Origin of the sequence: Candidatus Sphingomonas colombiensis (assembly GCA_029202845.1) — a bacterium.
Lineage (GTDB): Bacteria > Pseudomonadota > Alphaproteobacteria > Sphingomonadales > Sphingomonadaceae > Sphingomonas > Sphingomonas colombiensis.
This window is the reverse complement of record CP119315.1, coordinates 266,836-293,746: the sequence shown is the minus strand read 5'-3', so window position 1 is coordinate 293,746 and position 26,911 is coordinate 266,836. Positions and strand designations below refer to the sequence as shown.

The following is a 26,911-nucleotide window of genomic DNA, read 5'->3' as shown; positions in this document are numbered from 1 at the left end:
TGCGGATGATTAGAGCAGAAAGGGAATGAGGGCGCTACGCCGCTTCGCTGAACTGGAGGCTGGCGAGGCGCGCATAAAGGCCGCTGCGCGCCATCAGCGCGGCATGGGTGCCTTCCTCGACGATCCGGCCGTCGTCCATCACGACGATGCGGTTGGCGGCGCGCACGGTGGCGAGCCGATGCGCGATGACCAGCGTGGTGCGATCGGTCATCAGCCGGTCGAGCGCCTGCTGGACGAGCAATTCGCTTTCCGCGTCGAGCGCGCTGGTCGCCTCGTCGAGCAGCAGGATCGGGGCGTCGCGCAGCAGGGCGCGCGCGATCGCCACGCGCTGCCGCTGGCCGCCCGAAAGCCGCGCGCCCCCCTCGCCGAGATAGGTATCGAGCCCATCCGGCAGCGCGCGGAGGAAATCGGCGGCATTGGCGGCTTCGGCCGCACCCCAAAGCTCGTCGTCATGCGCTTCCCAGCGGCCGTAGCGCAGATTGTCGCGGGCGGAGGCGGCGAAGATCACGGTTTCCTGCGGCACCATCGCGATATGCGATCGGATTGCGGCCGGATCGGCGTCACGCAGGTCGATGCCGTCGATCGTGATGCGCCCGCTGGCCGGATCGTAGAAGCGCTGGAGCAACTGGAACAGGGTCGTCTTGCCCGCGCCCGACGGGCCGACCACCGCCACCGTCTCGCCCGGCGTGATCGTCAGGCTGAAATCGTGAAGCGCCGCCGTATCCTGCCGCGTGGGATAGCGGAATTCGACATGCTCGAACGCCACCGCGCCGCGCGGCGGGAGCGGGAGGAGGAGCGGGGCGGGGGGCGCCGCGATCTCTGGCCGTTCGGCGAGCAATTCAGACAGGCGCCCGGCGGCGCCAGCGCCACGCAACAGATCGCCATAAACTTCGGTCAGCGCGCCGAACGCGCCGGCGACGATCCCGCCGGTCAGCACGAAGGCCGCGATCGCGCCGCCCGACAGGCGACCGGCGGCGACGTCGATCGCGCCTTCCCAAAGAACCAGCGTGATCGAGCCGAAGATCAGCCCGATGACGATCGCGGTCATCATCGCGCGCACCATGATGCGGTGGCGAGCGGCGGCCATCGTCGCCTCCACCGCGTCGGCGAAGCGTTGCGCCTCGCGTTCTTCCTGTCCGAACGCCTGCACGATCTTCATCGCGCCCAGCGTTTCGGTCGCCATCGCGCCGACATCGGCGATGCGATCCTGCGATGTGCGCGAATAAGCGCGCACGCGGCGGCCGAGCAACGCGATCGGCAGGATCACCACCGGAATGCCCAGCACCAGCATCCCGGCGAGCTTGGGCGAGATCGCGAACAGATAGATCATCCCGCCGAAGCCGGTGAACAGGTTGCGCAGCGCGACCGAGACGGTCGATCCCACGACATTCTCGATCTGCGCGGTATCCGCCGTCAGCCGCGAGGCGATTTCGGACGGGCGATTTTCCTCGAAGAAGCGCGGGGTGAGCGTCAGCAGATGGCGCTGCACGCGGGCGCGGATATCGGCCACCACGCGCTCGCCGAGCCATGACACGAAATAGAAGCGGATCGCCGTCGCGATCGCCAGCACCACCACGATCATCAGCAGATAGTGGAACGGGCCCGCCATGTCGCCATTTGCGCCGGGGCCGAAGCCGCGATCGATCACGCGCTTGAAGCTGTACGGGATCGCGATCGTCGCCAGCGACGTAACGGTCAGCGCGGCGCAGGCGGCGGCGATGCGGCCCGGATAACGGCGCACGTGATCCCACACCAGCGCGAGGTTGCCGAGACGGCGGCGAGGGGCTTCGATGGGCGCTTCGGTGGACATGCAGCCGCGCCTAGCAGGGCCGCCCCTCCGGCTCAACGGCGCGGCGGTGGCCTGGGCGTGTCGAAAGCTGCTTCGCGATTGCAGCAATTTAATTTGTCATCGACCTGAAACAGTTTACCTAGTTTGAGCTCGAAGGTTTGCCAGCACAGGATACCCGATGCTCTACGACGCATATGAATTCCAACGATCGGTGCTCGCCAGCGCCGGGGCGTGGGCCAATTTCGGCGCGGGCATGTTGCAGAATCCGGCAAACCCATTCGCCTATTTCGGCGGCGGCACGGTGATGGCGTCCGCGCTTGAGGTATTCGCCCATGCGGCGGCGCCGCGCGGCAAGCCCGCCTTCGGGCTGGATCGCACGACCATCGACGGTCGCGAAGTCGATGTGATCGAGGAAATCGTGCTGCAAAAGCCGTTCGGCCAGCTCAAGCGCTTCGCGCGCAAGGGCGTGACGGGCGGCCCCAAGCTGCTGATCGTCGCGCCGATGTCGGGCCATTTCGCCACGCTGCTGCGCGGCACGGTGGAGCGGATGCTGCCGACGTGCGATGTTTACATCACCGATTGGCGCGATGCGCGCCAGGTGCCGGTGTCGGAAGGCTTTTTCGATCTCGACGATTATGTCGATTATCTCGTTGAATTCATGGAGGCGATCGGCCCCGGCGCGCATATGCTCGCGGTCTGTCAGCCCTCGGTGCCGAGCTATGCCGCCATCGCGTTGATGAGCGCGGACAAGAACCCGTGCCGCCCCAAGACGCTGACCATGATGGGCGGCCCGATCGACACGCGTGAGGCGCCGACGGCGGTGAATACGCTGGCGACAGAGCGGCCGCACGCGTGGTTCCGCCAGAATGTCATCGCGACCGTGCCGATGATGTATCCGGGCGCGGGGCGGCGGGTCTATCCGGGCTTCCTCCAGCTCACCGGCTTCATGTCGATGAACCTTGGCAATCACATGATGAGCAATTGGGAGATGTTCAAACATCTCGTCCGTGGCGACGGCGAAAGCGCCGAGGCGATCAAGGAATTCTACGACGAATATCGTTCGGTCTGCGACATGACGGAGGAATTCTACCTCCAGACGATCGACGTGGTATTCCAGGAGCACAAGCTGCCGAAGGGCGAGATGACGCATCGCGGTCGCCCGATCGATCTCACCGCGATCACCGATATCGCATTGCTGGCGGTCGAGGGCGAGCGCGACGATATCTCCGGCATCGGCCAGACCAAGGCCGCGCTGACGCTGGCGACGAACCTGCCCGACGAGAAGAAGCAATATCTGCTCGCCGAGGGTGTCGGCCATTATGGCATTTTCAACGGCTCCAAATGGCGCAACCGCATCGCGCCGGTCGTGGAGCAGTGGATCGCCGATCACGGCTGATCGGGTTAATCGGGCGATGCAATATGGGGCGCGATGCGGTTAAGCCGCGTCGCGTCCTAATTCTTGAGCCGCCAGCCGGTACGAAACACCACCGCGATCGTGATCAGGCACGCGCTCAATAGCCCGAGCGTCACGGTGAGGCTCACCGCCACCGCCACATCGCTGGTGCCGAAGAACGTCCAGCGGAAGCCGTTGATCAGATAGACCACCGGGTTGAACAGCGTCACCGTGCGCCACGGCTCGGGCAGAATGTGCACCGAGTAAAACGCGCCACCAAGAAAGGTGAGCGGGGTGACGATCAGCATCGGGATCACCTGCAACTGCTCGAATCCCTTGGCGAAAATGCCGATGACGAAGCCGAACATGCAGAAGGTGACGGATACCAAAACCAGGTAACCGATCATCGCGAACGGATGCTGGACGTGCAGATCGACGAAGATGTGCGCGGTCGCGAAGATGATCAGCGCGATCAGCAGGGATTTGCTCGCGGCGGCCCCGACATAGCCCAGCACCGTCTCGACCGGCGATAGCGGCGCGGAGAGCAGTTCGTAGATCGTGCCGGTGAATTTGGGCATATAGATGCCGAAACTGCCGTTCAGAATGCTTTCGGAAAAGATCGCGAGCAGCATCAGGCCCGGCACGATGAACGCACCATATGGCACGCCCGAGACTTCGCGCATCTGCGATCCGATCGCGGAGCCGAAGACGATGAAATAGAGCGAGGTGGTGATCACCGGCACCAGCAGGCTGGTCCAGATCGTGCGGCCGAAGCGCGCCATCTCGAAGCGGTAGAGCGCCCAGACGCCGTTGAGGTTCATGGCCGTTCCTCGCGCACCAGATCGACGAAGATATCCTCCAGGCTCGATCGCGATGTTTCCAGATCCTTGAAAGCAACTCCCCGGTCGGACAGCGCGCGCAGCAGAGAGGGGATGCCGGTATGTTCGGCCTGCGCATCGAACACGTAGCGCAGGGTACGGCCGTCGTTTTCGAGGGCGAGGCGCCATTGCTCCAGCCCGTCGGGCAGGGTGGCGAGCGGCTCGACCAGCGCCAGTTCCAGCTCGCGGCGGCCCAGCTTCTGCATCAGCGCGGTCTTCTCCTCGACCAGCAGCAGTTTGCCGCGATTGATCACGCCCACCCTGTCGGCCATTTCCTCGGCCTCCTCGATATAATGGGTGGTAAGGATGATCGTGGCGCCCGCATCGCGCAGCCGGTGGACCAGCTTCCACATGTCGCGGCGCAGCGCGACATCGACGCCGGCGGTCGGCTCGTCGAGGAACAGGATTTGCGGCTCATGCGCCAGCGCCTTGGCGATCAGCACGCGGCGCTTCATCCCGCCCGAAAGCTCCATGATCCGCGCCTTGCGCTTGTCCCACAGCGACAGGTCGCGAAGGATTTGCTCGATATAGGCGGGGTTGGGGCCGTGGCCGAACAACCGGCGCGAGAAGGTGACGGTGGCGAGCACGCTTTCGAACGAGTCGGTCGAAAGCTCCTGCGGCACCAGCCCGATCGCGCGGCGTGCGGCCTTGTAATCGCGGATCGCGTCATGGCCCGCGACGGTGATCGTGCCGGCGGATGGTTTGACGATGCCGCAGATGATGCTGATCAGCGTCGTCTTGCCCGCGCCGTTGGGGCCGAGCAGCGCGAATATCTCGCCTTTGCGGATCGCAAGGTCCACCGGCTCAAGCGCAGTGACGCCGCCGGCATAGGTCTTGGCGACCCCCTCGACGCGGAGGATCGCGTCGCCGCTCACGATCGAGCGGCCCGCGCGGCGGCGATCGCCTCCTGCAGGCGATCGATCGGCAGCGCGCCGGAAAGCACGCGATCGCCGACGATCCAGCTTGGCGTACCGCGCATCCCGAGCTTCGCGGTGGTGGCCAGGTTGTTGCGGATCTCGTCGTCCGCGTCGGACGGCGCCTTGGCCAGATCGACCCCGGCGGTGCGTGCGGCGGCGGCGATCGTCTGCTCGCTGACCGGGCCGCCGGCGTAAAGCGCGTCGTGAAACGGCTTGAACTTGCCCTGCGATGCGGCGGTGATCGAGGCGCGCGCGGCGGTCAGGCTGCTTTCCGCCAGCACCGGCATTTCGCGGAACACGATCCGCAGCTTGGGATCGGCCTGCACCAGCTTCTCCAGCGTGGGCAGGCTGGCGCGGCAATAACCGCAATTGTAATCGTAATATTCGACCAACGTCACATCGCCGTGCGGATTGCCCATATAGGCGTTGCCATAAGGCGTCTCGATCGCGGAGCGCATCGTGCCGATCACCTTGGCATTCTCGCGGTCGTTGAGGCGCTGCATCGCTTCTGGAATGATGTCCGGATTGGCGAGGATATAGTCGCGCACGGTATGTTCGATGCGCGCGCGATCGCCATCGGAAAGTGCGCCAGGCGCGATGCGTTCGGCGATCCAGGTGCCAAGCGCGCCAAATGCGGCGCCGATCACCACCAGCGCCACCAACAGAATTCGGTTCATTTGCGTTTATACTTCTTCGGATTGTCGGTCATGTCGTTCTGGGCGGTCATCGCGATATCCTGCGCGCGAATCCAGTCCGGCGTATTTTGCGGGATGCCGGCCATCGCGATCCGTGCGGTATAGGCGGCAGTGCGCATATCGCCGTTCATGCTTGCGGTTTCAGCCGTGGCGAGCGCGGCGCGTGCGGGGTCGCCGGATTGTTCATAAGCGGTGCCGAGCTGAAACCAGGCGAAGGGATTTTCGTCATCGCGCGCGACCGCTGTGCGCAACACTTTGATCGCCTCGGGCAGATTGGCCTTATTCTCGGTCGCGATCAGCGCGTGGCCGAAGGTGGTGGCGATCAGCGCGTTGTTGCGCGACAGCTCGGTTGCCTCCCGCAATGGCGCCAACGCTTCGTTCGGCTTGCCCGCCTCGAGCAGGATCTGCCCCTTTATCTCAAGGAAATACGGGTCGTTCGGCGCGGCCTTAACCAGCGCGTTCGCCTCGGCATCGGCTTTGTCGGGGAAGCCGGCCTTATGATAGGCATAAGCGCGCGCGTAATGCGCGTAGACCGTCTGATTGCTCTCAGGATAAGCGGCAAGCGTGCGCGTCGCCGGGTTCACATAACCGGCCAGCTTCGCCTTCACGCGCAGGAAGCGTTCCTGAAGTGCCGGATCGGGCGGCGTATTATAGGCCGGAGAAGCGGTAATGTCCGCCGTCATCGTCTGGATGCGCTCGCCGGAGAGCGGGTGGGTCTGCATGAACGGGTCGATATTGTTCAGCCCGTAGCGATATTCCTGTTGCTGCAGCGTCTTGAAGAACGACAGCATGCCCTTTCCGGTGATCCCGGCGGCGTTGAGATATTTCACCGCGCTGGCGTCCGCGGTCGATTCCTGCGTGCGCGTGAAGGCCAGGAATTTGCCCATCGCCGCCTGCTGCCCGGCGGCCATCACGCCCATCCCGGCTTCGCCCGCGCCGGCGACGGCGGCGGCGATGCCGACCACCATGCTGAGCAGATAGATCGCCATCGCGGGCTTCGTCCCCGCGCTCGCGTTGACGATATGGCCGTCGGCGATGTGGCCAAGCTCGTGCGCGATCACGCCCTGCACCTGATTGGCGTTGTCGGCATTCTGGATCAGGCCGGAGTGGATATAGACCGTCTGGCCGCCAACGACGAAGGCGTTGATCGAATCATCGTTGACCAGCGCGAATTGCACGTCGCGCGGATTTAGCCCGGCCGCCTTCACCAGCGGCGCGGACATGTCGTGGAACAGGGATTCGGTTTCCGCGTCGCGCAGCAGCGACTGCGCATGGGCCGGTTGCGCGAAGATAAGGATCGCGGTGGCGAAGGCGGCCAGCGTCCGCTTCATCGGATGACTACTTTCCTGCGCATGGCCCGAACATGGGCGGTGACGGCCGGGTTTCTGCGACGGTTGCGATGAACCGCCGCTGAAACCCGGCCGTCCACGATCACGCGCCGAATGTCCGCTGCCACCAGCCGCGACGCGGGCCGCCGGGCGTGTCATTCGCCTCGTCGCCCTCGTTTGCTTCGGCATCGGTCGGAGCTGCCGCGATGGGGGCTTCAGCCGGCGCTTCGGCCTCGGCCGCTACGTCCGCCTTCTTGCGGCGGGTGCGCTTCGGCTTGGCGGGCGCCTCCGCCGCGTCGGCAACCGCAGCGGCGGCGGCGGTTGCTGCGGCCTCCGCTTCGATATCCGCCTTCTTGCGGCGCGTGCGCTTCGGCTTGGGCGCGGGCTCTTCGCTTGCCTCGACCGGGGCAGGGGCGGGCGCCTCAACGACGGGTGCCTCTACCGAAGCGGGAGCCTCGGCTTTGCTGGCGGTGCGAGCGCGTGGACGACGGCGCGTCTTCGGCGCGGCTTCCACCTCGGCCGGGGCCTCGACGGCTTCCGGCTCGGCGGGGGCGACTTCCTCGGCGACCGGGGCATCCCCGTTCGCTTCGTCGTTCGTCACGCCAGCCTCGTCACGATTGCGGCCACGGCCCCGACGCCCACGCCGGCTGCGGCGACGGCCGCCTTCGCGCTCGCCCTCCGCCCGCGCCTCGACGGATTCGTGCTGTTCGTCGTCACCGGCTTCCGCCTCGACCTCCTCGTCAGCGGTCTCTTCGGACGCGCCGTCCTCGGAGGTTTCGCCCTCGGGGCGAGCCCGGCCGCGACGGCCGCGACGCCGGCGACGGCGGCGGCCGCCTTCGCCTTCCTCGCGCGGACGATCGGCGCGGCGCTCTTCAGCGCCGGCTTCTTCGTCCTCGTCCTCGGCGTCGATTTCGTCCTCGAACTCCTCGGGATAATCCTCCTCGATCTCTTCGACCGGGGCGGCGAACTTCGGCGCATAGGCCGGCGGCGGGCCGGACGCCTCGACCGACATGCGCGCGCCTTCCTGCTCGCCATCGGGCAGGATTTCGACGCGGACGCCGTAGCGATCCTCGATCTCGGCGATATCGGCGCGCTTGCGGTTGAGCACGTACACCGCCGCCTCGACGCTGGCGCGCAGCGTCAGCAGCGAGCCGCGGCCGCGCGCCGCTTCATCCTCGATCAGCCGCAGGGCGGAGAGCCCGGCCGACGAGGCGGTGCGGACGAGGCCGGTGCCTTCGCAATGCGGGCAGGCGCGGGTCGACGCTTCGAGCACGCCGGTGCGCAGGCGCTGACGGCTCATCTCCATCAGGCCGAAGGACGAGATACGGCCGACCTGGATGCGGGCGCGATCGTTCTTCAGCGCCTCCTTCATCGCCTTCTCGACCTTCCGGACATTGGAATTGTTGTCCATGTCGATGAAGTCGATGACGACGAGGCCGGCCATGTCGCGCAGGCGCAACTGGCGCGCGATCTCGTGCGCGGCCTCAAGGTTGGTAGCGGTCGCGGTCTGCTCGATATTGTGTTCGCGCGTCGAGCGGCCCGAGTTGATGTCGATCGAGACGAGCGCCTCGGTCGGGTTGATCACCAGATAGCCGCCGGATTTCAGCTGCACCACCGGATGATACATCGCGGCGAGCTGATCCTCGACATGGCTGCGCTGGAACAGCGGGATCGGATCGCTGTAATGCTGCACCCGCCGCGCGTGCGACGGCATCAGTAGCTTCATGAATTCCTTCGCCTGGCGATAGCCTTCTTCGCCCTCGACGATCACTTCCTCGATATCCTTGTTATAGATATCGCGGATCGCGCGCTTGATCAGATCGCTGTCGCCATAGACGAGCGCGGGCGCGGACGACGAAAGCGTCTGTTCGCGAATGCCGTCCCAAAGCCGGGCGAGATAATCGAAGTCGCGCTTGATCTCGACCTTGGTGCGCTGCAGCCCGGCGGTGCGGACGATGCACCCCATCGACGACGGCAGCTTCAGCTCCGCCATGATCGACTTCAGGCGCTTGCGATCGCCCGCGTTCGAGATCTTCCGCGAGATGCCACCACCGTGAGACGTATTCGGCATCAGCACGCAATAACGGCCGGCGAGGCTGAGATAGGTGGTGAGCGCCGCGCCCTTGTTGCCGCGCTCTTCCTTCACGACCTGAACCAGCAGCACCTGACGGCGGCGGATGACGTCCTGAATCTTGTAGCGGCGACGCAGGTTCATGCGGCGCTGGCGCAGCGCCTCCACCTGATCGTCGTTGACGGTCGAGCGCTTCGGGCGGGCGTCGCCCTCGGCCCCGTTTTCGTCCGCGCCGTCGTGATCGCCGTCATCCTCGTCATGCTCGGCATCGTCGTCGGACGCATAGTCCGCGTCATCAGCGGCTTCCTGCTCGGCGCGCAGCGCGGCTTCCTCGGCGGCGTGTTCCGCCTCCTCACGCAGCAGCGCGTCGCGATCCTCCTTGGGGATCTGATAATAATCCGGGTGGATTTCCGAGAAAGCGAGGAAGCCGTGGCGATTGCCGCCGTAATCGACGAACGCCGCCTGAAGCGATGGTTCGACGCGGGTTACCTTGGCGAGATAGATATTGCCCTTGAGCTGCTTGCGCTCGGCACTTTCGAAATCAAATTCCTCGATCCGGTTTCCCTTGACGACCGCCACGCGGGTTTCCTCCCGGTGGCGTGCGTCGATCAGCATGCGCATTGTCATCGAATATTCTCCGCGCACGGGCGCCGAATGGCGGCGCTGCCGTGCGATAATCTGGTGCTGGCGAGGCGACGCGCCCGGCCATGCGAATTGTTGGTGAAATCGCCTTCGTTCGCGCCGCACGCCGGGGCGCGTCGCCCCGGAACAAGCCCAAACCCGCGCCGCCGGCGAAAGCCGGGCGGATCAGCGGTGGGGAAAGATGCGGCATGCGAACGTCAACCTGAAAGCCCAGTCCCGCAAAACGTGCGGGCGGGCGGTGGGCCGGAAGTGGGCGCGCGGATAGTGCGCACCTTTCCGGTCAAGGTGGTGCCTAGCACCGGACTTGTCACGCATCAACTGGCACGTCCTGCCGCAAATCATTCGTCGCGGCGTCAAGTCTCTGTTAACCTGAATAATGTCACCTTTTATGGTGAATCGTCCCACGACAGGGGGCGCGGGAAAGGGCGAAGAGGGCGGAAGCGGATGGTGGGGCGATGGGCCGAAACGGTCGGGCGGCGATTGGGCCGCGCCTCGGCGTTGGTCACGCTCGCGCTGTTCGCGGCTTCAGCCGACGCCGCGACCGTTCAGCGGATCGAGATCGATCACGATCGCGTGCGGATCCATTTCGATGATGCCGTGGCGCAGGCGTCGAGCTTCGTGCTTGATGCGCCGCGCCGTATTGCGATCGACATCGATGGCGCGCGCCCCGGCCCGTCGCTGGCGGGGGAAGGCGCGGTGACGGCGATCCGTCAGGGGTGGCGCGGCAGCGATGGTGCGCGCGTCGTGCTCGATCTGGAACGGCCGATGATCGTGGCGGACGGCGCCTTTCGCGATGACGGGCGCACGCTGGAACTCACGCTGGAGCGTGCGAATGCGCGCCAGTTCGCCGAGGCGAGCGAAGAGCGGCCGCGCAGCTTCCTGCCGTTTCACTTCGGCAGCAGCCGCCCGAAATACAAGATATCCGTTCCCGTCCCCCCGGCGAAGCGGGCACCGTTGCCGCGCGTGGCGGGGGATTCCGATCGCCCATTGGTGGTGATCGACGCGGGCCATGGCGGGGTCGATCCGGGCGCGATCAACACCGAGAGCGGTCTGCGCGAAAAGGATGTCACACTGAAAATCGCGCGGGCGATCCGCGACAAGCTCGTCGCGTCGGGTCGGGTGCGCGTGGCGCTCACGCGCGACGACGATCGCTATCTGGTGCTGCGCGAACGCTTTGGCATCGCGCGGCGGTTGCATGCTGATCTGTTCATTTCGATCCATTGCGACAGCGTGGGCGCGGGTGATGCCTCTGGTGCGACTGCTTACACGCTGTCCGAGGTCGCGTCGGACAAGGAAGCCGCGCGATTGGCGGCGCGCGAGAACAAGGCTGATATCATCGCCGGGGTGGATCTCGATCAAAACCCTGACGTATCCTCGATCCTGATCGACCTCACCCAGCGCGAAACGATGAACGCCTCCGCCGGTTTCGCGCGACTGCTCGGGCGCGAGGCTGCGCCGCTGATGCCGGTGAAGCCGAATTTTCACCGCATGGCATCGCTGATGGTGCTGAAGGCGCCGGACATGCCCTCGATCCTGTTCGAAACCGGCTATATCTCGAATCCGCAGGACGCGGCTTTTCTCGACAGCAAATCCGGGCGGGAGCGGATCGCAGAGAGCGTGAAACGTGCGGTGGAAATCCATTTCGCCCGGCGGCTCGCGGCAAAATAGCGCCCGCATGACGCGGTGATAGACGCGTGGGCTTCCCCAGCCGGGCAATCCTGCTAAACACCGGCGTCGCGTATGGCGTCTTCTCCTCCCGAACCCGCGACGATCAAGCTGCATCGTGATTCTGGCCGCCTGCGTCAGGCAATTGGCGAGGCATGGGCGAAACGCTGGGTGAAGCTCCTTGCCGCGCTGGCCGGGGTGCTGGTGATCGCGTTCGGCGTGTTCTGGCTGATCTTCGCGCGCGATTTGCCCTCGGTCGATCAGTTGCGCACCTACGAGCCGCCGTTGCCGACCAATGTGCGCGGGATCGATGGCGCGCCGATCTATTCCTATGCGCGCGAGCGCCGGGTCGAATTGTCGTTCGCCGAATATCCGCCGATGCTGATCAACGCTTTCCTCGCGGCGGAGGACAAGAGCTTCTTCGAGCACCATGGCGTCGATTATCCCGGCATCGCCGGTGCGGTGATTGATTATGCCTCCAAGCTCGGCACCGGCCGCCGCGCACGAGGTGGCTCGACGATCACCCAGCAGGTCGCGAAAAACCTGCTGATCGGCAATGCCTATTCGCCGACGCGCAAGGTAAAGGAAGCGATCCTCGCGTGGCGGATCGAGAATGCGCTGACCAAGCAGCAGATTCTCGAACTCTATCTCAATCAGATTTTCCTCGGCCGGAACGCTTATGGCGTGGAGGCCGCGAGCCACGCATATTTCGACAAGGAATTGAACGAGCTTACCCTGCCGCAGATGGCCTATCTCGCCATTTTGCCGAAGGGGCCGTCCAATTACGATCCGTATCGCGATACCGATCGCGCGCTGACGCGGCGTAACTGGGCGCTGGGCGAGATGGCCAAGAATGGCTTCATCACCGCCGCGCAGCGCGATGAGGCGCAGGCGCAGCCGATCGGCGCGATTTCGCATCGCATGCCGAAGTTCGAGAGCGTCGGTGGCTATTTCGTCGAGGAAGTGCGTCGGCAGCTGATCGGCAAATATGGTGAAACGGCGCGCGACGGTCAGTATAGCGTCTATTCGGGCGGCCTGTGGGTGCGCACCTCGCTCGATCCGAAGATCCAGGCCTATGCAGCGCAGGCGCTACGTGATGGCATGATCCGCTATGATCGCGGGCGCGGCTGGGCTGGTCCGCTGCGTCATGTCGATTTCGAGGGCGACAGCTGGCTGGGCGCGCTGATCAATACCAACGTCAACATCAACTACGGCGACTGGCGTGCCGCGATCGCGATCGCGCAGGATGGCGATGCGTGGCGGATCGGCTTCGCCAACGGGCAGACCGGCCAATTGCCGCGTGATCTCGCGCAGATGCCGGTGCGCGGGAAGGGCGGCACGGCCTTTGCCGCGATCAAGCCCGGCGATGTGATCGCCGTAGCGCCGGAAGGGACGCGGTTCGCGCTTCGCGCCGTGCCGAAGATTTCGGGCGGGTTTGTGGTGCAGGAGCCGGCAACCGGCCGCATCCTCGCGATGCAGGGCGGCTTCGACAGCTCGATCCAGCCGTTCAACCGCGCGACGCAGGCGATGCGTCAGCCGGGGTCGACGATCAAGCCGATCGTCTATTCCGCCGCGCTGGAGCACGGCATGACCCCGGCGTCGATCATCGTCGATGGCCCGTTCTGCGTCTATCAGGGTGCGCGATTGGGGCAGAAATGCTTCCGTAACTTCGGCAATAGCCGGGGGGCGGGGCCGCATACGATGCGCTGGGGCATCGAACAGTCGCGCAATCTGATGACCGTGCGTGCCGCCGCGCAGACCGGCATGACCAATGTCGTCGGGCTGATGAAGGCGATGAATATCGGCGATTACCAGCCTTATCTCTCCTACGCGCTGGGCGCCGGCGAGACGACGGTGATGCGGATGGTCAACGCTTATGGCGTGCTCGCCAATCAGGGCCGCTGGCACGCGCCGACGCTGGTCGATTTCGTGCAGGACCGTCACGGCAAGGTGATCTGGCCGGAGAATTGGCGTGCGTGCGATCGCTGCAACATGCCCGATTGGGATGGCAAGCCGATGCCGCGCCCAGGCCTGCGCGGGCGTCAAATAGTCGATGCGATGACCGCCTATCAGATGATCCACATCACCGAAGGCGTGATCCAGCGCGGCACCGCCACCGTGTTGCGCGATCTCGATCGCCCGATGTTCGGCAAGACCGGCACCAATTCCGGGCCGACCGACGTGTGGTTCATCGGCGGCTCGCCGCAAATGGTCGGCGGGCTCTATATGGGTTATGATACGCCGACGAGCCTTGGCGGCTATGCGCAGGGCGGCACGATGGCGGCGCCGATCTTCAAGGAGTTCGCGGTCAAGGCCTATGACGGGCTGGAAAAGCTGCCGTTCCGCGCGCCGGAGGGCATTCGGATGGTGCGGATCGATCGCGCGTCGGGCCAGCCGGTGTTCGGCACCTGGCCCTCGACCGGCGATCCCAAGCCGAGCGTGATCTGGGAAGCGTTCAAGCCGCAGAGCGAGGCGCGCCGTGCGCCGCGCCGACCGGAAGCCGCGCCCAGTGCCGCCGCCGCCGCGCCGACCGGGCCGCGTACGCAGGCCAACGACAGCGACTTCTTGCAGCGGCAGGGTGGAATCTACTAAGTCCCGCCGCCACACTTACGTCATCCCGGCGTGATCTGGCACTTCACGTTCGAGACGCGGTTTTCGGCCGCTGTCGGATGATACGACCTTTGGAGAATTGAAATGCGCGCCGAGGCGCAGGCCCATGTCGAGACGATCAACGAGGCGCTGGCGCTGTTGCGCCGCTTCCTCGATTGGGACCGCGCGCTCCGCCGGCTCGACGAGTTGAACGCGCGGGTCGAGGATCCGACGCTGTGGGAAAATCCCAAGGCCGCGCAGGAGGTGATGCGCGAGCGTCGCCGGCTGGACGAGGCGATTGGCGCGACGCGCGCGATCCAGCGAGAACTGGCCGACACCAGTGAGCTGATCGAGATGGCCGAGGCCGAGGGCGATGAAGAGATGGCCAGCGAGGGCACGCAGGCGCTTGCTCAACTCGCCATGCGCGCGCAGCAAGACAAGGTGAAGGCGCTGCTCGCGGGTGAGGCCGACAGCAACGACACCTATCTGGAGATCAACGCCGGCGCCGGCGGCACCGAGAGCCAGGATTGGGCCGAGATGCTCCAGCGCATGTACACGCGCTGGGCCGAACGGCGTGGCTACAAGGTCGAGCTGGTCGATTACCATGCGGGCGAACAGGCGGGCATCAAGTCCGCGACGCTGCTGGTGAAGGGCGAGAATGCCTATGGCTACGCCAAGGTCGAGAGCGGCGTGCACCGGCTGGTGCGTATCTCTCCCTATGATAGTTCGGCGCGGCGCCACACCAGCTTCTCATCGGTCTGGGTCTATCCGGTGATCGACGATTCGATCGATATCGAGATCAACGATAGCGAATTGCGCATCGACACCTATCGCGCTTCCGGCGCGGGCGGGCAGCACATCAACACCACCGATTCGGCAGTGCGCATCACCCATTTGCCGACCGGCATCGTCGTCGCCTGTCAGAACCAGCGCAGCCAGCACAAGAACCGCGCCGAGGCCTATAACCAGCTTCGCGCGCGGCTCTACGAGCATGAACTGCGCAAGCGCGAGGAAGAGGCGAACGCGGTCAACGCCACCAAGACCGATATCGGCTGGGGGCACCAGATCCGTTCCTATGTGCTCCAGCCATATCAGCTGGTGAAGGATCTGCGCACCGGCGCGACTTCCACCTCGCCGGGCGATGTGCTCGACGGCGATCTCGACGATTTCATGGCTGCCGCTCTGTCGCAGCGCGTGACGGGCGAGACGGTGGAGGTGGAGGACGTCGATTGAGGCTGGCGCCCCTCTCGCTTCTTCTGCTTTTGCTCGCCGGCTGCGATGGATCGCAGCCGCTGATCCGACACGACAATCGCGAGCCGGGGCCGTTCCCCGCCGCAGACCGCCCGGTGGCGCACATCGTCTCCGCACGTTGGTCGACCGAGGAGGCGCGCGACCGGCTGAATGAGGCGGGTGAAGTGATGGCGCGCGCGAAAATCGCGCGTGGCATGACAGTCGCGGATATCGGCGCGGGCGAGGGCTATTACACCGTGCGCCTCGCGCAGCGCGTCGGCAAGGACGGGCGCGTGCTGGCGGAGGATATCATGCCGGCGGTGCGTGATGCGCTGGCGGAGCGTGTCGCGCGCGAGCGGCTCGATAATGTCAGCGTCCGGCTGGGCGCGCCTGCTGATCCGAAGCTGCCCGAGGCCAGCTTCGATCGGGTCTTCATGGTGCATATGTATCATGAGATCGAGCAGCCCTATGAGTTCCTGTGGCGGATGCGCCCGTCGCTTCGGCCCGATGGGCTGGTGGTGGTCGTGGACGCGAACCGCCCGACCGCCGATCACGGCACGCCACCCGCGCTGCTGCAATGCGAGTTTGGCGCTGTCGGCTATCAGCTGGTGAAGATGGAGAATATGCCGTCGGCTGGCGGTTATCTCGCCACGTTCAAGGCCTCGGGTGCGCGACCGGATCCGACCGCGATCAAGCCGTGCCGCCAGCAATCGCTAGAGCAGGCCCCGGGCGCGAAGGCTGGTAATGCTGCCACCCGCCAGCACCAGATGGTCGACGAGCCGGATTCCTAAGGCATCCAGCGCCGTGGCGATACGGCGTGTCGTGGCAAGATCGTCGCGGGTCGGTTCGGCATCGCCGGAGGGATGGTTGTGCGCCATCATCACCTGATCCGCGCCGAATGCGAGCGCATCACCCGCGATCGCGCGGATCGGCACCTCCACCTCAGCGACGTTGCCCGACGGGACATGGCGCAGCGCGAGCAATTGCCCGGCGGAATTGAGATAGGCGAATATCGCGATCTCGGTTTGAGCGCGCGCTATCGGCATGAATAGCCGGGCCATTTGCGGGTCGATCATCGAGGCAGGATGGCGGGCGGCAAGCCGTTACGCACCGTTTCCTATCCGAAATGGACCCGAATGAGGGGATTGTCGTGCGGCCTTGCAGCGCGGGCGAGCGCCTGCCACTGCTATGGCATGAGCATCGAGCGGCATTACGAGAACCAATATCTGCGGCTGCTGCGCGACGTATGGGAGCATGGCGACGAGCGGCGCGATCGCACCGGGGTCGGCACGCGATCCTTGTTCGGCCCGACGCTGCGCTTCGATCTTTCCGACGATCGCGTGCCGCTGCTGACCACCAAGCGGGTCGCATGGAAAACGGCGGCGCGGGAGATGCTGTGGTTCCTGACCGGGGACACCAATATCCGCGAGCTGGTGCGGCAGAAGGTGCACATCTGGACCGACTGGCCGCTCGATCATTACCGGCGGCAGACCGGCGAGACGATCGACCGCGATACGTTCGAGGCCCGCATCCTCGCTGATGATGCGTTCGCGGCGAAGTGGGGCGATCTTGGCCCGGTGTACGGCAAGCAATGGGTGAATTGGGACACATATGAGCCGGCCGGCGAGGGGCTGTTTCGGCGTGGCGCGCCGGTTAATCAGATCGCGGAACTGGTCGAGGCTATCCGCCACAACCCTACCTCGCGGCGCTTGTTGTTCACCGGCTGGAACGTCGCGGAGCTGGGCGGGATGGCACTGCCGCCATGCCATATGACCTATCAATATCATGTCGCGGGCGGCCGCCTGTCGGGCATGTTGTGGCAGCGTTCGTGCGATCTGGGCCTTGGCTTCGCTTTCAACGCCTTTTCAGCGGCGATGCTGCTGCGGATGCTGGCGCAGCAATGCGATCTGGAGCCGGGCGAACTGGTGTGGAGCGCAGGCGATGCGCATATCTATCTCAACCACGCGCATCTGGTGGAAGAAACGCTGGCGCGCGCGCCGCTCGGCGAGCCGCGCCTGCATATCGCTCGGCGCCCGGACTCGATCTTCGACTATCAGATCGAGGATTTCTCAGTGACCGATTACGATCCGCACGCGCACATCGCTGCGCCGGTGGCGGTTTAGAACGCCGCGTCGACGAAGATTTCGCGCAGGAAGACGACGAACGCGGTGACCGCGGGCAATATCGCCGGCGCAGCGGGATGGACGGCATAGATTCCGACGTCTGCCGAGCCTTCCCATTGCGGCAGTACGCGGATCAGCGCGCCGCGCTCCAGCGCTTCGCCGACATCCCATAACGAGCGCAGCGCGATGCCGGCCCCGGTCAGCGCCAGCTCACGGACGATCTCACTGGAATTGGTGAGGACCGCGCTGGGTCGGTCGACGGTCGCGCGACGCGTGTCGTTCACCAGTCGCCATGGCATCTGTCCGGTCGCGGCGAGCAGACGATGCTCCGCCAGTGCTGCGATCGTCTCCGGCGCGCCGTATCGCTCAATATAGGCCGGGGCGGCGCATAGCAGGCGACGACTCGCGCCGAGCCGGTGCGCGACTAGCCCCGGCGCGATTTCCGGCGCGATGCGGATCGCGAGATCGATGCGCTGGCCGAGCAGATCGTCGAACCCGTCCGACAGGTTGAACTCCAGCGCGACAGCGGGATTGGCATCGAGAAAGCGGTGAAGGTGCGGCGCGACATGCAGCCGCCCGAAGGAGGTGGGCGCCGAAATACGCAGCGGCCCGCTCGGCGCGGCGCTTACCCCGGTAACCCGTGCCTCGGCGGCCTGCACACTAGCGAGGATCGTCGCGAGATCGGCATGAAAACGCGCGCCCGCTTCGGTCACTGCCAGTCGCCGGGTGGTGCGATGTACGAGGCGGACGCTCAGCCGTTCCTCCAGTCGCGCCATCCGCTTCGATACCATTGCGGGCGAGATGCCGAGCGAGCGCCCTGCGGCGGAAAGGCTACCCGCCTCGACCACCTGCGCGAAAAGCTCGTAATCGGGATCGAGCATCATTCATTCCAATGGCGATAAACTGCTTCAATTTCTTCAAGCCTACCGATCAGACGGGCGATGGTCTATCCATGGCATCAAAGGAGCGTGTAATGGCAATGATCGACAAGGCCGGGTTGCAGGTTGCGGAGGAACTGGCGCGGTTCGTGGACGAACGAGCGCTCCCCGACACCGGGATCGCACCGGATGATTTCTGGCGCGGCACGGCGGCGATCTTCGCGGATCTCGCGCCGGAGAACCGCGCGCTGCTCGCCGAGCGCGAGCGGCTGCAACAGGCGGTCGACGAGCGCTACCTCGCTGGCGAGGCGGTGGACGAAGCCTTCCTGCGCGATATCGCCTATCTCGCGGATGAGCCTGCGCCATTCGCGGTCGGCACCAGCGATGTCGACGACGAGATCGCCCGGCTGGCGGGCCCGCAACTCGTTGTTCCGATCCTCAACGCACGTTTCCTGCTCAACGCCGCCAATGCGCGCTGGGGCAGCCTGTATGACGCGCTCTACGGCACCGATGCGATCCCCGGCACCGCCGTGACGGGCGGCTATGATGCCGCGCGCGGGAGCCAGGTGATCGCCTGGGCCAAGGCGTTCCTCGACGAAGCGGTGCCGCTGGCGAGCGGCTCATGGGGCGATCTCGCGGGCGAGCCGGTGCTGCGTGATCCAGCGCAGCTGGTCGGGCGGACGGACAGGACGCGGCTCTATCGCCACAATGGCCTGCATATCGAGGTGGTGTTCGATCGCGATCATCCGATCGGACGCGGTGATCCGGCGGGGATCGCTGACGTGGTCCTAGAATCCGCGCTCACCGCGATCTGCGATCTGGAGGATTCGATCGCGGCGGTGGACGCGGCGGACAAGGTGGCGGCCTATACCAATTGGCTTGGGCTGATGCGTGGCGATCTGGAGGATACGTTCGAAAAGAGCGGCCGCATGATGACGAGGCGGTTGAATGCCGATCGCGCCTATCTAGCGCCCGATGGCTCTACCCTGACACTGCCCGGGCGCAGCTTGCTGCTGGTGCGCAACGTCGGCCATTTGATGACCAATCCGGCGGTGGTCCTGGCGGATGGCGGCGAGGCGCCGGAGGGCATTCTCGACGCGATCGTCACCAGTCTGATCGCGTTGCATGATATGAAGCGGCAGGGAAACAGCCGCACCGGATCGATCTATATCGTCAAGCCGAAGATGCACGGCCCGGCCGAATGCGCCTTCACCAACCGGCTGTTCGATCGTGTCGAGGATCTGCTCGGCCTCGCCCGGCACACTATCAAGGTGGGGGTGATGGACGAGGAACGTCGCACCTCCGCCAACCTCGCCGCATGTATCCATGCGGTGAAAGACCGCATCATGTTCATCAACACCGGCTTCCTCGATCGTACAGGGGACGAGATGCACACCGCGATGCGCGCCGGCCCGATGATCCGCAAAGGCGAGATGAAGGGTGCGCCGTGGATCGCGGCTTATGAGGATCGCAACGTCCAGATCGGCCTTGCCTGTGGGCTGTCGGGGCGTGCTCAGATCGGCAAGGGCATGTGGGCTGCGCCGGATCGGATGGCGGACATGCTCGATCAGAAGATCGGCCATCCCCTGTCGGGCGCGAACACCGCATGGGTGCCATCGCCCACCGCTGCGACACTCCACGCGACGCACTATCACCGTGTCGACGTGTTCGCGCGTCAGCGCGAGCGCGCGGCCGAGCCGATCGCGCCGCTGGAGAAATTGCTCACCGTGCCGGTCGCCATGCGGCGCAACTGGCAGCCGGAAGAGGTACGTGAGGAACTCGACAATAATGCGCAGGGCATCCTTGGCTATGTCGTGCGCTGGATCGACCAGGGGGTCGGCTGCTCGAAGGTGCCGGATATCCATGACATCGGGCTGATGGAAGATCGCGCGACGCTGCGCATCTCGTCGCAGCATCTGGCGAACTGGCTGCTCCACGGCGTGGCGACGAAGGATGCGGTGGACGAAGCCTTTACGCGGATGGCGGCGAAGGTGGATGGGCAGAATGCGGGCGATGTCGCCTATCGCCCGATGGCCGGGGAGGGGGAAGCGAACCTCGCGTTCCGCGCGGCCAAGGCGCTGGTCTATCAGGGTGTCGAACAGCCGAGCGGCTATACCGAGCCGTTGCTGCACAAATTCCGCGCCGAGGCGAAGGCGCGGGGCTAGCCCTCGTATCGGGGGTGTTCCTCTCTCGGCGCGGCGGCTAAGCGATGCGGCGCGAGGGAGGTATGGCCGTGACGCTTCACATATGGTGGCTTTTCGTGGTGGCGGTGTTTCTGCTTTCCGGCACCCCGGGGCCCAACATGCTGCATATATTGTCGCGCAGCGTGGAGATCGGGCTGCGGGGCACGTTCGCGGCGATGCTTGGATGCGGTTCGGCGGTGGTGCTGGTTCTCATCGCATCGGCTGCGGGACTGACGGCGCTGCTGCTCGCGTTGCCCGGTGCATTCGATGTGCTGCGCTATGCGGGCGCGGCCTATTTGGTCTATCTGGGCGTGCAGGCGTGGCGTGCCGACGTATCGCCGTTTGACGTAGCCGCCGGTGACATTCCCACCTCGATCTCGGCGCTGCGGGTATTTCGCGCCGGCTTCGTCATCGGGATCAGCAATCCGAAATTGCTGCTGTTCGCCGCTGCGTTCCTGCCCCAGTTCGTCAATCCGAAGGCGGCGCAGGCGCCGCAATTCGCCATCCTGGTCGCGACATTCGCGGTGGTCGAGTGCTTCTGGTATTTCGTTTACGCGCTGGGAGGTCGGTCGATGGCTCTTTATCTCGGACGCCCGCCGGTCAAACGCTGGTTCAATCGCGTCACCGGCGGCATCTTTGTCGCCTTCGGTCTCGCGTTGTTGCGGGTGAAGCCGGCATCCTGAACGCGCAACCTTTCGTTCGCGCGCGCGTGGGCCTAACCAGAGGCATGATCACATCGGTTCACTGGCCGTTCAGCCTTATTGACTACAAACGTAATCAATGGTTGGGGAGACGGTACGATGCGAGATTATCTGATCACGATCATTACCGCCACATTGGCGGCCTGGCTGCTCCAGCAGGGCGCGCCACCAGCGCCGATCGCGGCAGGTCCGACGGCGACCTCGTCGGGTACGACGCGCGGTTAAGCTTCGGGTGGGCGGCGTGACGCGCATATCATTGCATCTCGCCCGCGCCGAAAACGGCGTCATCGGGCGCGATGGCGGCCTGCCGTGGCGATTGCCGGCTGATCTCAAGCGATTCAAGGCACAGACGATGGGGCGCCCGATGATTATGGGGCGCAAGACGTTCGAAAGCTTCCCCGCGCCACTGCCCGGTCGGCGCCATATCGTGCTGACCCGCGATCCCATGTGGCATGCCGATGGCGCGGAGGTCGTCTCCAGCGTTGCTCAGGCGCTAGCGCTGGCGGGGGACGATGCGGCGGTGATCGGCGGCGCGGAGATATTCGCGCTGTTCCTGCCGCTGGCCGAACGGATCGAACTGACCGAGGTGCATCTGGCGGCGGATGGCGACACGATCGTCCCGCCATTCACCGGCTGGCGGGAGACGGCGCGGGATGATCATTCCGCGGCGGATGGACGCCCCGCCTATAGCTTCGTGACCTTGCGGCGAGAGGATGCCCCCGGTGACTGACGCCTTCGATCCGCGCGCGCATCGCCTGACGATCGAGCGCGGTTTCGAGGGGCTGGAGATCGGGGAGCTATTCCGTCTGCCCTCGCGTACGATCGGCGATGGCAATTTCACCGCGTTTCAGGCGGTGAGCCTCGATAATCACCCGATCCACTACGACCATGAATATTGCGCGCGGCTCGGTCACCCGGCGCCGCTGGCGCATGGCCTGCAGGTACTGTCCTTCACCGCCGCTGGGGCGGGGCTGTTCCCGCATGTGGTGGGTGAGGCGCTGATCGGCTTCATCGAGGTAAGCGCGAAATTCCTGAAGGCGGTTTACCCCGGCGACACGCTATATCCGGCGCTGGAGATCGTCGCGAAAACACCGCAGCGGACGACCGGCATCATCGCGATGCGCGCGACGGTTCACAATCAGCATGGCGAGCTGGTGCTGGAAGGGGAACATAAATACCTGCTGCGGCTGGCCGGCTCGACCGCTGATTGATCGCGCGAAAGGCGCTTGCTCCTCCAGATCAGTTGATCGGCGCCCAAACCATCGTTCGTGAAATAGAGCCCCACGCCGAATTCCATAAACGCAAGGCGTGGCGCCTGAGACCAGTCCGGGCCCGTCGCCACTTTTGACTGCGCGGCCGGTCGGTGTCTTCAATGAAGCGCGCTCATCCGCATCTCGAACAGCTTCGCCCGCGCACATGAAAAAGCCGCCGCCCGGTCTCCCGGACGGCGGCTTCTTGGACCGGACGGTGATCCGTGAGGATCAGTCGTTCAGATACTCGCCAGCGGCTTCGTCGCTGCCGTCGCCGGAGGTGACGACCGCTGCGAGCGGATCCTGACCGCCGCCCTGCGCATCGCGCGGGGAGCGGGCCAGTTCCGCGGCATGTTCGGCCGCCGCACTGGTCGGCGCGGTGATCGCCATCGCATCTGCCAGCTTGCGCTGCTGGACGCGGAGCGCGGCGTCGCGGCTGGAGGCCGCCACACGCAGGCGGTTCATGCCCGCGCCGGTGCCCGCCGGGATCAGACGGCCAACGATCACGTTCTCCTTCAGGCCCATCAGCGTGTCCTGCTTGCCCTGAACGGCCGCCTCGGTGAGGACGCGGGTCGTTTCCTGGAACGACGCGGCCGAGATGAACGACCGGGTCTGCAACGACGCCTTCGTGATGCCGAGAAGGATCGGCTTGCCCTGCGCGGGCTGCTGATTCTTCGCCAGCTTCGCGTTGACCTCGTCCATCTCCTCGCGATCCACCTGCTCGCCGGGGAGCAGGGTGGTGTCGCCAGCGTCGGTAATCTCAACCTTCTGCAGCATCTGGCGAACAATCACCTCGATGTGCTTGTCGTTGATCTTCACGCCCTGCAGTCGATAGACTTCCTGAATCTCGCTGACGAGATATTCGGCCAGCGGCTCAATGCCCAGCACCTCAAGGATGTCGTGCGGATCGGGGCTGCCGCCGATCAGGTTGTCGCCACGCTTGACGTAGTCGCCTTCCTGAACGTCGATCACCTTCGACTTCGGCACCAGATATTCGACGACATCGCCGCCATCCTCGGGCTGGATGCCGATCTTGCGCTTCGCCTTGTAATCCTTGCCGAACACGACGCGGCCGGAGACCTTTGCGATGATCGCATTCTCCTTTGGCTTGCGTGCCTCGAACAGCTCGGCGACGCGCGGCAGACCGCCGGTGATGTCGCGGGTCTTGGCGCTTTCACGCGCGACACGCGCCAGCACGTCACCGGCCTGCACGGTTGCACCGTCCTCGACCGACAGCACTGCGCCCGACGCCAGCATGTAGCGTGCGGTTTCACCCGAGCCCTCGTCGAGCAGGGTGATGCGGGGACGCAGATCCTCCTTCGACTTGGTGCCGGCGCGGAACTCGGTGACGACGCGCTGGGCGATGCCCGTCGCTTCGTCGACCTGCTCGGCAAGCGTCTTGTTCTCGACGAGATCCTGGAACTTCACCGAACCGCCGGTTTCCGTGATCACCGGCATGGTGAACGGATCCCATTCGGCCATGCGATCGCCCTTGGAGACGATATGGCCGTCGTCGAACATGACATAGGCGCCGTACGGGATGCGATCGACCGACAACTCGCGGCCGTCCATATCCATGATCGCGATTTCGCCCGAGCGGCTCAGCACGACGCGGCGGCCACGCTGATCCTCGATCAGACGCAGATCGCGGAATTCCACCGTACCGTCGGCATGGGCCTCAAGGTTCGAGGTTTCGTTGAGCTGCGCCGCACCACCGATGTGGAAGGTGCGCATGGTGAGCTGGGTGCCCGGTTCGCCGATCGACTGCGCCGCGATGACGCCCACCGCTTCGCCGATGTTGACCGGCGTACCGCGGGCCAGATCGCGCCCATAGCACTTGCCGCACACGCCGACCTTCGATTCGCAAACCAGCGGGCTGCGGATCTTGACCGCCTGCGTATTCGCCGCCTCGATCACCGTGATCGCCGCCTCGTCCAGCAGGGTGCCGGTCGGGATGATGATCGCGTTGGTCTTGGTGTCGACGATGTCTTCGGCCGTGGTGCGGCCGAGGATACGCTCGCCGAGCGACGCGATGACGGAGCCGCCCTGAACGATCGCCTTCATCTCCAGCGCGCGCTCGGTTCCGCAATCTTCCTCGACGATGACGCAGTCCTGCGACACGTCGACGAGACGGCGGGTGAGGTAGCCCGAGTTGGCGGTCTTCAGCGCGGTATCCGCGAGGCCCTTGCGGGCGCCGTGAGTCGAGTTGAAGTACTCAAGGACGGTCAGACCTTCCTTGAAGTTCGAGATGATCGGCGTTTCGATGATTTCGCCTGACGGCTTGGCCATCAGGCCGCGCATCCCGGCAAGCTGCTTGATCTGCGCCTGCGAGCCACGCGCACCGGAGTGCGCCATCATGTAGATCGAGTTGATCGGCTTTTCACGGCCCGTTTCCGGATCGTATTTGATCGCCTTGATCTCGTTCATCATCGAATTCGCCACCTGATCGCCGCAACGGCTCCAGGCGTCGATCACCTTGTTGTACTTCTCCTGCTGCGTGATCAGGCCGTCCTGATACTGCTGCTCGAAGTCCTTCACCTGATCGCGCGTTTCGTCGACCAGCTTTTCCTTGTCGCCAGGAATGACCATGTCATCCTTGCCGAACGAGATGCCGGCGCGGAACGCGTGGCGGAAACCGAGCGACATGATCGCGTCGGCGAACAGCACGGTCTCCTTCTGGCCGGTGTGGCGATAGACCTCGTCGATAACGTCGGTGACGTCCTTCTTGGTCAGCAGGCGGTTGACCGTCTCGAACGGCACCTTGTGGCTCTTGGGCAGGCACTCGCCGAGCAGCATGCGGCCCGGGGTCGTTTCATACCGCTTGAGATACTGGTTGCCCGCCTCGTCGGTCTGCGGAACGCGGCTGACGATCTTGGTATGCAGCGTGACGGCGCCGGCATTCAGTGCCTGATGCACTTCCTGCATGTCGCTCAGCAGCATGCCTTCGCCCGGCTCGCTTCTGCTTCTCCATCGAGAGGTAGTAGAGGCCCAACACCATGTCCTGCGACGGCACGATGATCGGCTTGCCGTTCGCGGGCGACAGGATGTTGTTGGTCGACATCATCAGGACGCGCGCCTCGAGCTGGGCTTCCAGCGAGAGGGGAACGTGCACGGCCATCTGGTCGCCGTCGAAGTCGGCGTTGAACGCGGAGCAGACCAGCGGGTGAAGCTGGATCGCCTTGCCCTCGATCAGCACCGGCTCGAACGCCTGGATGCCAAGACGGTGGAGCGTCGGCGCGCGGTTCAGCAGCACCGGATGCTCGCGGATCACCTCGTCCAGGATGTCCCAGACTTCCTTGCGCTCCTTCTCGACCCACTTCTTCGCCTGCTTCAGGGTCATGGAAAGACCCTTGGCGTCGAGGCGGGCGTAGATGAACGGCTTGAACAGCTCGAGCGCCATCTTCTTCGGCAGGCCGCACTGGTGCAGCTTTAGCTCCGGACCGGTCACGATGACCGAACGACCCGAATAGTCGACGCGCTTGCCGAGCAGGTTCTGACGGAAGCGGCCCTGCTTGCCCTTGAGCATGTCGGACAGCGACTTCAGCGGACGCTTGTTGGCGCCGGTGATCGTGCGGCCGCGACGGCCGTTATCGAACAGTGCGTCGACGGCTTCCTGCAACATGCGCTTTTCGTTGCGGACGATGATGTCCGGCGCGCGCAGCTCCATCAGCCGCTTCAGGCGGTTGTTACGGTTGATCACGCGGCGATACAGATCGTTCAGATCCGACGTCGCGAAGCGGCCACCGTCGAGCGGCACCAGCGGGCGCAGTTCGGGCGGGATGACCGGGATCACCTCGAGGATCATCCATTCCGGGCGGTTGCCGGATTCGAGGAAGCTCTCGACGACCTTCAGTCGCTTGATGATCTTCTTCGGCTTCAGCTCGGACTTGGTGGTCGCCAGTTCCTCGAGCAGCTGCGCCTTCTCGCCCTCGAGATCGAGGCTTTCGAGCATGATGCGCACGGCTTCCGCGCCGATGCCGGCGGAGAAGGCGTCCTCGCCATATTCGTCCTGCGCCTCGAGCAACTCGTCCTCGGTGAGAAGCTGGAACTTCTCAAGCGGGGTGAGGCCCGGCTCGATGACGATATAGGCTTCGAAATACAGCACGCGCTCGAGCTGCTTGAGCTGCATGTCGAGCAGCAGGCCGATGCGCGACGGCAGCGACTTCAGGAACCAGATGTGCGCGACCGGCGCGGCCAGCTCGATATGGCCCATGCGCTCGCGGCGGACCTTGGAGACGGTAACCTCCACGCCGCACTTTTCGCAGACGATGCCCTTGTACTTCATGCGCTTGTACTTGCCGCACAAGCATTCGTAGTCCTTGATCGGGCCGAAAATGCGCGCGCAGAACAAGCCGTCACGCTCGGGCTTGAACGTGCGGTAGTTGATCGTCTCGGGCTTCTTGATCTCGCCGAACGACCAGGAGCGGATACGATCCGGGGAGGCGATGCCGATCTGGATCTGATCGAAGGTCTCGGGTTTCGCGATCGGGTTCGCGAAGGGGGTCATCTCGTTCATAATCTCATCCCTCTGGAGGGTAATTCTGCTGGGCGAAGGAAGGGGAGGGCGCCGCCAGCCGAC

Annotated in this window: 19 protein-coding genes and 1 pseudogene; 11 read left to right on the top strand and 9 right to left on the bottom strand. The window is 64.9% G+C overall.

The annotated features are described in order from the left end of the window. Positions 1-34: 34 nt before the first annotated feature. On the bottom strand, positions 35-1,810 hold the full coding sequence (locus tag P0Y64_01345; protein ID WEK43508.1) for an ABC transporter transmembrane domain-containing protein: 1,776 nt from the start codon (positions 1,808-1,810) through the stop codon (positions 35-37). A gap of 157 nt (positions 1,811-1,967) precedes the next feature. Here P0Y64_01345 and phaZ point away from each other — a divergent pair, with 157 nt between their 5' ends. Beyond that, positions 1,968-3,185: a polyhydroxyalkanoate depolymerase gene (gene phaZ, locus P0Y64_01340; GenBank protein ID WEK43507.1), complete on the top strand. Its 1,218-nt coding sequence runs from the start codon at positions 1,968-1,970 to the stop codon at positions 3,183-3,185. A gap of 56 nt (positions 3,186-3,241) precedes the next feature. On the opposite strand, the gene P0Y64_01335 is transcribed toward phaZ, so the two are convergent. The 5 genes from P0Y64_01335 to P0Y64_01315 all read right to left on the bottom strand — a co-directional run bounded on the left by P0Y64_01335 (position 3,242) and on the right by P0Y64_01315 (position 9,686). Next, positions 3,242-4,003: an ABC transporter permease gene (locus P0Y64_01335; GenBank protein ID WEK43506.1), complete on the bottom strand. Its 762-nt coding sequence runs from the start codon at positions 4,001-4,003 to the stop codon at positions 3,242-3,244. Continuing rightward, entirely contained in the window at positions 4,000-4,935 is a 936-nt protein-coding gene (locus P0Y64_01330; protein ID WEK43505.1) for an ABC transporter ATP-binding protein, read from the bottom strand. The genes P0Y64_01335 and P0Y64_01330 overlap by 4 nt, the downstream gene beginning before the upstream one ends. Continuing rightward, the gene (locus P0Y64_01325; protein ID WEK43504.1) at positions 4,932-5,654 is read right to left on the bottom strand and encodes a DsbA family protein; all 723 of its coding nucleotides are present in this window, start codon (positions 5,652-5,654) and stop codon (positions 4,932-4,934) included. Before P0Y64_01325 ends, P0Y64_01330 begins: the two co-directional genes overlap by 4 nt. Then, positions 5,651-7,003: a M48 family metalloprotease gene (locus tag P0Y64_01320; GenBank protein WEK44936.1), complete on the bottom strand. Its 1,353-nt coding sequence runs from the start codon at positions 7,001-7,003 to the stop codon at positions 5,651-5,653. The genes P0Y64_01325 and P0Y64_01320 overlap by 4 nt, the downstream gene beginning before the upstream one ends. Before the next feature lie 100 nt (positions 7,004-7,103). After that, complete coding sequence (locus P0Y64_01315) at positions 7,104-9,686, bottom strand: Rne/Rng family ribonuclease (GenBank protein WEK44935.1); 2,583 nt, start codon at positions 9,684-9,686, stop codon at positions 7,104-7,106. Between the two features lie 471 nt (positions 9,687-10,157). On the opposite strand from P0Y64_01315, the gene P0Y64_01310 reads away from it, so the two are divergent. The 4 genes from P0Y64_01310 to P0Y64_01295 all read left to right on the top strand — a co-directional run bounded on the left by P0Y64_01310 (position 10,158) and on the right by P0Y64_01295 (position 15,988). Then, positions 10,158-11,381, top strand: a complete 1,224-nt coding sequence (locus tag P0Y64_01310; protein ID WEK43503.1) for an N-acetylmuramoyl-L-alanine amidase — start codon at positions 10,158-10,160, stop codon at positions 11,379-11,381. A 72-nt stretch (positions 11,382-11,453) separates the two neighbouring features. Beyond that, positions 11,454-13,970 (top strand): transglycosylase domain-containing protein, encoded by a 2,517-nt coding sequence (locus P0Y64_01305; GenBank protein WEK43502.1) that lies wholly within the window; start codon positions 11,454-11,456, stop codon positions 13,968-13,970. Between the two features lie 102 nt (positions 13,971-14,072). Next, on the top strand, positions 14,073-15,200 hold the full coding sequence (gene prfB, locus P0Y64_01300) for a peptide chain release factor 2 (GenBank protein ID WEK43501.1): 1,128 nt from the start codon (positions 14,073-14,075) through the stop codon (positions 15,198-15,200). Further along, positions 15,197-15,988: a class I SAM-dependent methyltransferase gene (locus P0Y64_01295; GenBank protein ID WEK43500.1), complete on the top strand. Its 792-nt coding sequence runs from the start codon at positions 15,197-15,199 to the stop codon at positions 15,986-15,988. Before prfB ends, P0Y64_01295 begins: the two co-directional genes overlap by 4 nt. Here the strand turns inward: P0Y64_01295 and P0Y64_01290 are convergent. Next, positions 15,911-16,258 carry a JAB domain-containing protein gene (locus P0Y64_01290; protein WEK43499.1) on the bottom strand — a complete coding sequence of 116 codons (348 nt, stop codon included), beginning with the start codon at positions 16,256-16,258 and terminating at the stop codon, positions 15,911-15,913. The genes P0Y64_01295 and P0Y64_01290 overlap by 78 nt on opposite strands. Before the next feature lie 132 nt (positions 16,259-16,390). On the opposite strand from P0Y64_01290, the gene thyA reads away from it, so the two are divergent. Further along, the gene (gene thyA, locus P0Y64_01285; protein ID WEK44934.1) at positions 16,391-17,320 is read left to right on the top strand and encodes a thymidylate synthase; all 930 of its coding nucleotides are present in this window, start codon (positions 16,391-16,393) and stop codon (positions 17,318-17,320) included. Here thyA and P0Y64_01280 read toward each other — a convergent pair. Beyond that, complete coding sequence (locus P0Y64_01280; protein ID WEK43498.1) at positions 17,317-18,201, bottom strand: LysR family transcriptional regulator; 885 nt, start codon at positions 18,199-18,201, stop codon at positions 17,317-17,319. The two genes, thyA and P0Y64_01280, sit on opposite strands and share 4 nt — an antisense overlap. 98 nt (positions 18,202-18,299) lie before the next feature. On the opposite strand from P0Y64_01280, the gene P0Y64_01275 reads away from it, so the two are divergent. From P0Y64_01275 to P0Y64_01255, 5 genes are all read left to right on the top strand, one after another. Then, positions 18,300-20,363 carry a malate synthase G gene (locus P0Y64_01275; protein WEK44933.1) on the top strand — a complete coding sequence of 688 codons (2,064 nt, stop codon included), beginning with the start codon at positions 18,300-18,302 and terminating at the stop codon, positions 20,361-20,363. A gap of 68 nt (positions 20,364-20,431) precedes the next feature. Next, positions 20,432-21,064: a LysE family translocator gene (locus P0Y64_01270; protein ID WEK43497.1), complete on the top strand. Its 633-nt coding sequence runs from the start codon at positions 20,432-20,434 to the stop codon at positions 21,062-21,064. A gap of 117 nt (positions 21,065-21,181) precedes the next feature. After that, positions 21,182-21,307: a hypothetical protein gene (locus P0Y64_01265; protein WEK43496.1), complete on the top strand. Its 126-nt coding sequence runs from the start codon at positions 21,182-21,184 to the stop codon at positions 21,305-21,307. 16 nt (positions 21,308-21,323) lie between these two features. Beyond that, positions 21,324-21,812: a dihydrofolate reductase gene (locus tag P0Y64_01260; protein WEK43495.1), complete on the top strand. Its 489-nt coding sequence runs from the start codon at positions 21,324-21,326 to the stop codon at positions 21,810-21,812. Then, on the top strand, positions 21,805-22,293 hold the full coding sequence (locus P0Y64_01255) for a MaoC family dehydratase (GenBank protein ID WEK43494.1): 489 nt from the start codon (positions 21,805-21,807) through the stop codon (positions 22,291-22,293). The genes P0Y64_01260 and P0Y64_01255 overlap by 8 nt, the downstream gene beginning before the upstream one ends. A 270-nt stretch (positions 22,294-22,563) precedes the next feature. On the opposite strand, the pseudogene rpoC reads toward P0Y64_01255, so the two are convergent. Beyond that, positions 22,564-26,848 (bottom strand): annotated as a pseudogene (rpoC, locus tag P0Y64_01250) (DNA-directed RNA polymerase subunit beta'). Between the last annotated feature and the right edge of the window lie 63 nt (positions 26,849-26,911).